We start from the raw sequence: 7,271 nt of genomic DNA on the forward strand, positions 1-7,271 counted from the left end.
GGTGAGAAGGAAAGAAACAGGCTTCCTTCAATAATTTCCTGCTTTTATAGTAATAATAAATAGAGACGGTGCCTACGAGCCTGATTATAATATGAAATAAATGCATTTACATCTCTAGGGGATGACAATCCATTCCCAACACTTTACCATCTATGCCTTTCATATTATACCACTTCAAAATATATAAGGAAGTAAAATTCTATTTCACACCAATCATTCATTAAGAATGGGGACTAGAGAAACAGGTTGTACCAACCATATGGAAAAGAAAAAAGAAGGCGTTTCATGACGCCTTCTGTGCAATCGTTAATGTGTGTATATATTAATATTTTCAGACACTCCAGCCTGTGCTCCAAATTGTTGCGGATATCCAGCCTGTGCTCCAAATTGTTGCGGATAGCCCTGAAAACCTTGATAAGCAGGATAAGGAGGATAAGCGGGCGGATAGGGAGGAGGATATGGCGGGTAGTACGGACGGTTGTTGAATAGTAAGGGGCCTATTGCTAATCCTGCAACAAAAGCAACAGGCGCTAATAAAGGAAAGAAAGGAAAGAATCGTTCGTCATTCCAATGTTCAGGTCCATATTCATTTCCGTATTCATTCGTGTATGCATTTCGGTATTCATTCTGTAGCATTATAGTTTGTGGATAGGGGTAGTAAGGAAAATACTGTGTTTGCATAAATAGCCTCCTTTTCTCAAATTCTTTACATAGTATGGTTTTTTTTCAGAAAAGAGCCTGTATCATCTTAATCTGTTATAATGAATCTACTTGTGAGAAAAAATTTGAGGTGATTACAATGTTACGGTTTAAAAGTGTTTTGGCCGTAGGTTTTGGAGGAGCAGTCGGAGCGTTGCTGCGTTATTTAGTTATCTTGACAACTGCCCATTCCTTCTTCCCATTTGGAACCCTCTTAATTAATATAGTAGGAAGCTTTATACTTGGATTGTTAAACGGCTATTTTGCCACAAAGAAAAATTCGCTTGTTTTTTTAGCCTTGGGCAGTGGGCTATGTGGGGGATTCACCACGATGTCTACATTTTCACAGGAAATAGTGAATCTTTTGCAGATATCCTTGATTTCTACAGGAATGTATCTGGGAGCCACGGTTTTATTTGGTTTAATTGCAGGTTTTCTGGGACTGAGCTTTTTTGATAGACGAAGAGGTGAGACCGTTTGATTCAGGTTCTTTCAGTTTTTATTGGAGGTTTTTTGGGTGCTGCCTCGAGGTATGTATTACAAATTATTTTTAATAAGCTGTTGCCAATAGGCTCCATCCCTATTAGTATTTTACTGATTAATCTTATAGGCTCTTTTGGTTTAGGAATCATCTTTCCTAATAAAGAAGATTGGGCTTTATCGTTGCAATCTTTTCTTACAATTGGTTTTTTAGGAGCATTTACGACATTTTCCACATTCAGTATGGAAACGCTCGAACTTATAAGAAAACACCGTTACATAGAAAGTCTTATCTATGTAACAGTGTCGGTTTTAGGTTGTATTGGTACTTTCCTATGTGGCTATTTAAGTATGATATAACTTTTTATTTTATTTACTCCATGTCTTTCTGGTAAAAAAATCCTGGTTTTTCAATTATTCTTCTAATGCTATAATTCAAAAGGATACATTAGGAATAATTAAGAGTAACCAGTTGTTTTCTTCGCACAGGTTTTGTTAATAAGTCTGGCGACTTTCCTCTGTGAACTTTTCATCTCACTATTCTGACTGAAATTCATAAATTGTTAACTCAGGACGTGAAAGAAAACGATACGGAAGCCGAGTTGTGCCAAGCCCTCTATTAACATGTAACGTTAACGAATCAATTTCATACGTGCCTTCACGATACTTTTCTGCATATGGAGGAGTGACAAGGGCTCCTGCAAAAGGAATTTGTACTTGGCCTCCATGACTGTGACCGCTTATTTGATATTTGATGTTGAACTTACTTGATATGTCAGCAAGGTCAGGAGCATGCGAAAGCATAATGACGTACACTTCTTCTGGAATTCCTGAAAGGGCTTTTTCAAAATCTGGTTGTCCAAGCATCGCATCATCTACCCCGGCTATGTAAATTTCTTCAGCCGTTAGTAATGAAATCTTAGTAGAGGTATTTTGCAACATGGTAAAATGGGATTTCTTCATGATATCGCTGTATATCTCAGAGCCATACCCCCCATGATCATGGTTACCGTAGATGCAGAACTTTCCAAGAGGCGCTTTGAGCTGATTTAAAACAGGCGGGATTTTCTGTTGAGCATTGTATTTATTAGGCTCGTCCATTAAATCTCCGGTAAATAAAATAACATCCGGATCTAATTGGTTTATCTTATTGACAATTGCTTGTAAATCATTAAGCTGAAATTGAAAGCCTAAATGAGTGTCACTGAATTGAATCATTTTCATACCATGAAAACCTTTTGGGATAAGAGGGTGGCTGATAATGTTATGCTTGATTTCTAACCATTTTGGTTCCACATTGTGGGCATAATACCCTCCGCCAATACTTAATCCGGTTACGGTAGCCAAAGTGCGAAGGCCTTTTTTTAAGAATGTTCTTCGGGAAATGGATTCACTCAAATTAATCAACCTATCTAATTTTAAAATGTTACTTCCTCATATTAACAAACAATATACATAAAATGAAGAAAATATCTTCTATACGCATATGAAAAACATGTAAACTGGAGTTTAAGAATATCCGGTTTTAAATTGAACATCTATACGGAGGTAACATGATGATCGAACCAATGTTTATTACACTGATTATACTTCTATGCGCAATTGCGCTTTTTATACAAGGAAAATTTCGCGCGGATTTAATTGCACTTGGTGCACTAGCAATATTGGGATTACTGGGAATACTTACATTGGATGAACTTATAGCTGGGTTTGCGAATCAAGTCGTAATAATGCTTGCGGGATTATTTATCGTAGGGGCTGGTCTGTTAAATACAGGAATTGTAGAGAAAGCGGGAAATAAGCTGTTAGGCTTTTGTGGTGGAAGTGAATGGAAATCGCTGTTAATTGTCATGGTGACGGCAGGAATTTTAAGTGCGTTTTTAAGTGGCGCAGGTATTGTTTCCATTTTGCTCCCGCTCGTAATGAGTATGGCTTTACAACAAAAAACTAGCCCGACAAGGTATTTATTGCCACTTGCCTATGCATGCAGTATTGGTGGGCTGYTAACACTGACTGGAACACCCTCCAATATGATTGTAGCTGATGTATTAAAGCAAAACGGTATAGAAACTTTATCTTTCTTTGATTTTACACCAATAGGCTTAATCGCTTTTGCATCGGGTCTATTCTTTATGTTAACGCTTGGCCGTCTGTTACTTCCGGAAAAAACAATTGCAGCCAACAATAGTGTAAAAGGGTTGTCTGCAGGGGAACTTGCTGGTATGTACAAAGTGTATGACCGTTTGCACTATCTGCACATACCTGCTACTTCCGATATTGTTGGAGAAAGGTTGTCCGACCTACAGCTTCCTATTCAGTATGAATTAACTTTGATAGAAATTCAGCGGAAACCAAAAGATAAACAATTGCCGCTGCTGCAAAAACAACTAACGATATCGGCAAGAGCGGATGAAGTACTTCATCCTGATGATATTATTCTGGTGTTTGGAGAAGAAGAATCTGTTGAGAGATTGGCGCTTAACTATGAACTAGAGTTTAAACACTTTAATACTGAACAAATAAAAAAACATTTTCTAAGCAGTAGATTTGGATTGACTGAAATTTTGATTGTTCCGAATTCAGATTATGAGAATCAGACACTAATTGACGTTCATTTTCGTGAAAAATATCAATGTAATGTATTGGCAATTAATCGGAATGGTGAATATATTCAAGCGGATGTTGGTACTGAACGGCTAAAACCTGGCGATGCAATTCTGATACATGGAGAATGGGAAAACATCGAGAGGATCTCCTCGGATTTACAGGATGTTATTGTTATAGGCAGCACCTCAGAAGATGGATTAACAGTCGAATCTAAGGCTAAAGCATGGATTGCTTTATGCATTACTGCACTAATGGTCATTCTTTTGTCGATAGAGTCTATTCCTGCTGTTCTATCGATATTGACGGCTGCTTTGTTGATGGTAGTCACCGGCTGTGTCCGTTCTATGGAAGATGCCTATCAAAAGATAAATTGGGAGCCTGTTCTATTAATTGCAGCTATGTTTGGAATAACAGCTGCATTGGACAATACTGGTGGCGTGAGAATGATAAGTGATTGGCTGGCAGTGCTATTCAGTAATATCGGTGCACATGGTGTATTAGCTGTTTTTTATCTCCTGACTTTAATTTTAAGCCAGTTTATCCYGTATGGAGCAGCGACAGTGATCATGGCACCTATTGCTTTAACGTCCGCGGTGAATCAAGGAATTGATCCTGTTCCTGTGTTTCTATGTCTTGCTGTTGCAGGCAGTCTGTCGTTATCCACTCCAAGGGTTGCTACGACAAATGCCCTTGTCATGACAGCAGGCGATTATAAGTATAAGGACTTTATCCTGATTGGGATTTCCATACAAGTCTTTATCGGTGTTATTATGGTCATCACGATTCCATGGTTTTTTCCGTTTTAATGCATAAGGCATTGTTCTGTAAATGGACAATGCCTTTTTTCATTGGAAATCTTTTTTTTATTTGAAAACAACTAGGAGGCTGAAAATATTACTAAAATAAAAAGGAGTTATTGGGTAGGAATAAAAATTATTTATTATCAACAATAGAAACTAATGGTATAATTTTTGCATATTGGTGTTTCGTAATTAGGAGGAATACATCATGGATGCAGAAAAAATATTAAAGAATTTAGATAGGGTGACACCATTCTTTCAACCGATTTTCAGCGCAGATCAGCATCAAGTTATCGGGTATGAAATTTTAGGACGCTATGAGGAACAGTCAGAATATAAAAGTCTTGGCACGTTTTTTCACGATTCTTCTGTGCCGGAAGAGTATAGAGTAGAAGTGGATAATTACGTTCTAGAAATAGCCCTTGAAAGAATAAAAGACTATGGGGAAGACTTTCTTATCTTTATTAACAGAGATCCAAATATGCTTATGCTAGATCATGGAGAAGAGTTCATGGAGATTTTGCATCGTCATTTTCAACCTGAAGAAATGCATCGGATTGTTCTGGAATTATCAGACACTATCAGTGCGGAAAACTTTGATCCTTTACAACATGTTCTCGCTTACTTTAAAACATATGGCATCAAAATAGCTTTCGATCATTTAGGGAAAGATACCCAGCTTGATCAAATTGCACAGATTTCTCCGAATATTTTAAAAGTTAACTTAAACCAACTCCGTATTTCAGGTGGAGATGCGTATCAGGTCATCCTTTTTTCTCTAAGCATGCTTGCTCGTAAAATCGGCGCCAATTTATTGTTTGAGAACATTGAGTCTGAGTACCAGCTCCGCTTTGCTTGGAAGAACGGAGGCCGTTATTATCAAGGTTATTTTTTGGCTAAACCGGACGGCGAGTTCATTAATAAAGATTTACTTCGTGAAAAATTCCATCAAGAATGCCAGTCCTTTATTTCATTGGAAACAAAAAAGCTGGAAGCTGTTTATCAAAAGACTTTGCAATTCAACGAAAATATGCAAAACTTTTTAAAACAGCAAAAGCGGGTTGGCTCACATGAAGAATTTCTCGGGATTTTGGCAAGAAAATTAGATTCAATAGGATTCCGTCTTTATATTTGTGATGAAGAGGGATATCAAAAATCCCCTAATATTCTTAATAAGGATGGGCAATGGATAGTCCAGCCTAATTATATGAATAAAAATTGGAGCTGGCGACCTTATTTTCTAGAAAATATTGTCAAGATGCGCAATGAAAAAATAGGAATTCTATCTGATTTATACAGTGATATTGAAACAGGAGAAACCATTCGAACCTTTTCTTATCCCTTGAACAATAAGGAATACATATTTTTTGATCTATCATATAGCTATCTTTACGAAAATGAAGCCTTGTTATAAAAACAACTAGTGTATATAATTGCTCAAAATGTGTAACGATAAGCAAAAATAATGCGCTTGGAGGAGACATGTTTTGAGCACGTATATCTGGATTCTACTTATAGTCGTAATAATCATGGCGTTATATCTGCTCTTTTATACATATTCTGTAGCAAAGACACAGAAAGTAAAAGGGAGATATGATTCAAGTATCGATGAATCTGTTAAAGAACATCCTTATTTAAGGAACCCGGTTTTTGTTTCTCTCTTCATTGGAACAATTTTAATTGCCGGTTTTATTTTTTACTATGCATTTCAATAAAAGAGTGAGAAGGGGATTTCAGTACAATGAAATCTTCTTTTTTTAATACAAAAAAGTAAGACACGTTTAATTAGGTTTCAGAATGCTCTTTGATCTAGAATTTTTTGTAGTTTGGCTTTGTTCTGTTTGGGTATTGAAAAGCATAGACAATAAACATATCCATTCGAAGACAATCTATAACTAGGAGATGATAGTATGAGGAAATATTTAATTGCGTGCATGGCGGGTGCTTTTCTTTTTTTAGGGGGTGGGTTCACAGTTTCTGCGGAGGGCTTACATAGAGAGGAAGTGCTCTCTTTTGTACAGGAGGCACTGGTAAATCAAGGATCAATCAGTGAGGAAGTACGCACGAAAAAAGCAATTAAAGAGAAATTGGATACCCATTTCTCCGAGGATTTCATCGAGAAGTTTGTAGAAGCGAATGTGGTGAAAGTTAATGGAGGGTTTACTGCATATGGATCTGATTTTGCTCCCTATTATATCCCGTTTTTTAGTTACGATGAGAATACAAAAGTCGTATATGGTAAGAGCGGTGAATTCATTTATGTTCAGGAAGAATTCCCAGTATCAGAGGATGGACCTGTTTCAACGGGTAAACATGTTGAATCTGTTACTTTGAAAAAAGTGAATAATGAATGGAAGGTAGCGGACGTGAGGTATGAAAGTGAAAATCTAAAATAAAGTGCACACCAAACAAAAGCTTCTTTTGTAGTCGCCTAAACTATTTGAAGAAGATGGGGGAATATAAAGTAGGAAAAAGTCTAAAGGAGGTTCAGGCCTTCTTTAGACTTTTTGTTGTTAAATATTCAGTTCATTTTTGATTTCGTCAAGTTCAAAGCCGATAATAGCTTTTCCATCAATTACGACAGTTGGCGTGGAATAAGCGCCATATTTATTTGTTAGTTCCTTACGTGCATTCCCATCTGCTTTAATATCTTTTTCTTTATATTCGATATTGTTATCATCAAAG

9 protein-coding genes are annotated in these 7,271 nt (G+C 36.8%); 6 read left to right on the plus strand and 3 right to left on the minus strand.

Annotated elements, in window-relative coordinates; translation table 11 throughout:
• Positions 1–306 precede the first annotated feature (306 nt).
• Complete coding sequence (locus tag AC1DUW_RS17590; RefSeq protein ID WP_377372455.1) at positions 307–636, minus strand: hypothetical protein; 330 nt, start codon at positions 634–636, stop codon at positions 307–309.
• A 163-nt stretch (positions 637–799) separates the two neighbouring features.
• On the opposite strand from AC1DUW_RS17590, the gene AC1DUW_RS17595 reads away from it, so the two are divergent.
• Positions 800–1,180, plus strand: a complete 381-nt coding sequence (locus AC1DUW_RS17595; protein WP_053345144.1) for a fluoride efflux transporter FluC — start codon at positions 800–802, stop codon at positions 1,178–1,180.
• The gene (gene crcB / locus AC1DUW_RS17600; RefSeq protein ID WP_477643084.1) at positions 1,177–1,539 is read left to right on the plus strand and encodes a fluoride efflux transporter CrcB; all 363 of its coding nucleotides are present in this window, start codon (positions 1,177–1,179) and stop codon (positions 1,537–1,539) included. Before AC1DUW_RS17595 ends, crcB begins: the two co-directional genes overlap by 4 nt.
• Before the next feature lie 177 nt (positions 1,540–1,716).
• Here the strand turns inward: crcB and AC1DUW_RS17605 are convergent, their stop codons facing one another.
• Positions 1,717–2,577 (minus strand): metallophosphoesterase, encoded by an 861-nt coding sequence (locus AC1DUW_RS17605; RefSeq protein ID WP_053345146.1) that lies wholly within the window; start codon positions 2,575–2,577, stop codon positions 1,717–1,719.
• A gap of 155 nt (positions 2,578–2,732) precedes the next feature.
• Between AC1DUW_RS17605 and AC1DUW_RS17610 the strand changes: the two genes are divergently transcribed.
• The 4 genes from AC1DUW_RS17610 to AC1DUW_RS17625 all read left to right on the plus strand — a co-directional run bounded on the left by AC1DUW_RS17610 (position 2,733) and on the right by AC1DUW_RS17625 (position 6,982).
• Positions 2,733–4,592, plus strand: coding sequence for an SLC13 family permease (locus AC1DUW_RS17610; protein WP_477643085.1), 1,860 nt, complete (start codon positions 2,733–2,735; stop codon positions 4,590–4,592).
• Between the two features lie 202 nt (positions 4,593–4,794).
• Positions 4,795–6,000: an EAL domain-containing protein gene (locus AC1DUW_RS17615; RefSeq protein WP_053345148.1), complete on the plus strand. Its 1,206-nt coding sequence runs from the start codon at positions 4,795–4,797 to the stop codon at positions 5,998–6,000.
• A gap of 73 nt (positions 6,001–6,073) precedes the next feature.
• Entirely contained in the window at positions 6,074–6,301 is a 228-nt protein-coding gene (locus AC1DUW_RS17620; RefSeq protein ID WP_053345149.1) for a hypothetical protein, read from the plus strand.
• 195 nt (positions 6,302–6,496) lie between these two features.
• A complete protein-coding gene (locus AC1DUW_RS17625; protein WP_053345150.1) occupies positions 6,497–6,982 on the plus strand; it encodes a DUF3993 domain-containing protein in 486 nt (161 codons plus the stop codon).
• 117 nt (positions 6,983–7,099) lie between these two features.
• Here the strand turns inward: AC1DUW_RS17625 and AC1DUW_RS17630 are convergent.
• A partial coding sequence (locus tag AC1DUW_RS17630; RefSeq protein WP_477643086.1) for a glutaredoxin family protein occupies positions 7,100–7,271 on the minus strand: 172 nt, incomplete at its 5' end.

This window comes from Peribacillus sp. P4_C12 (assembly GCF_056402095.1).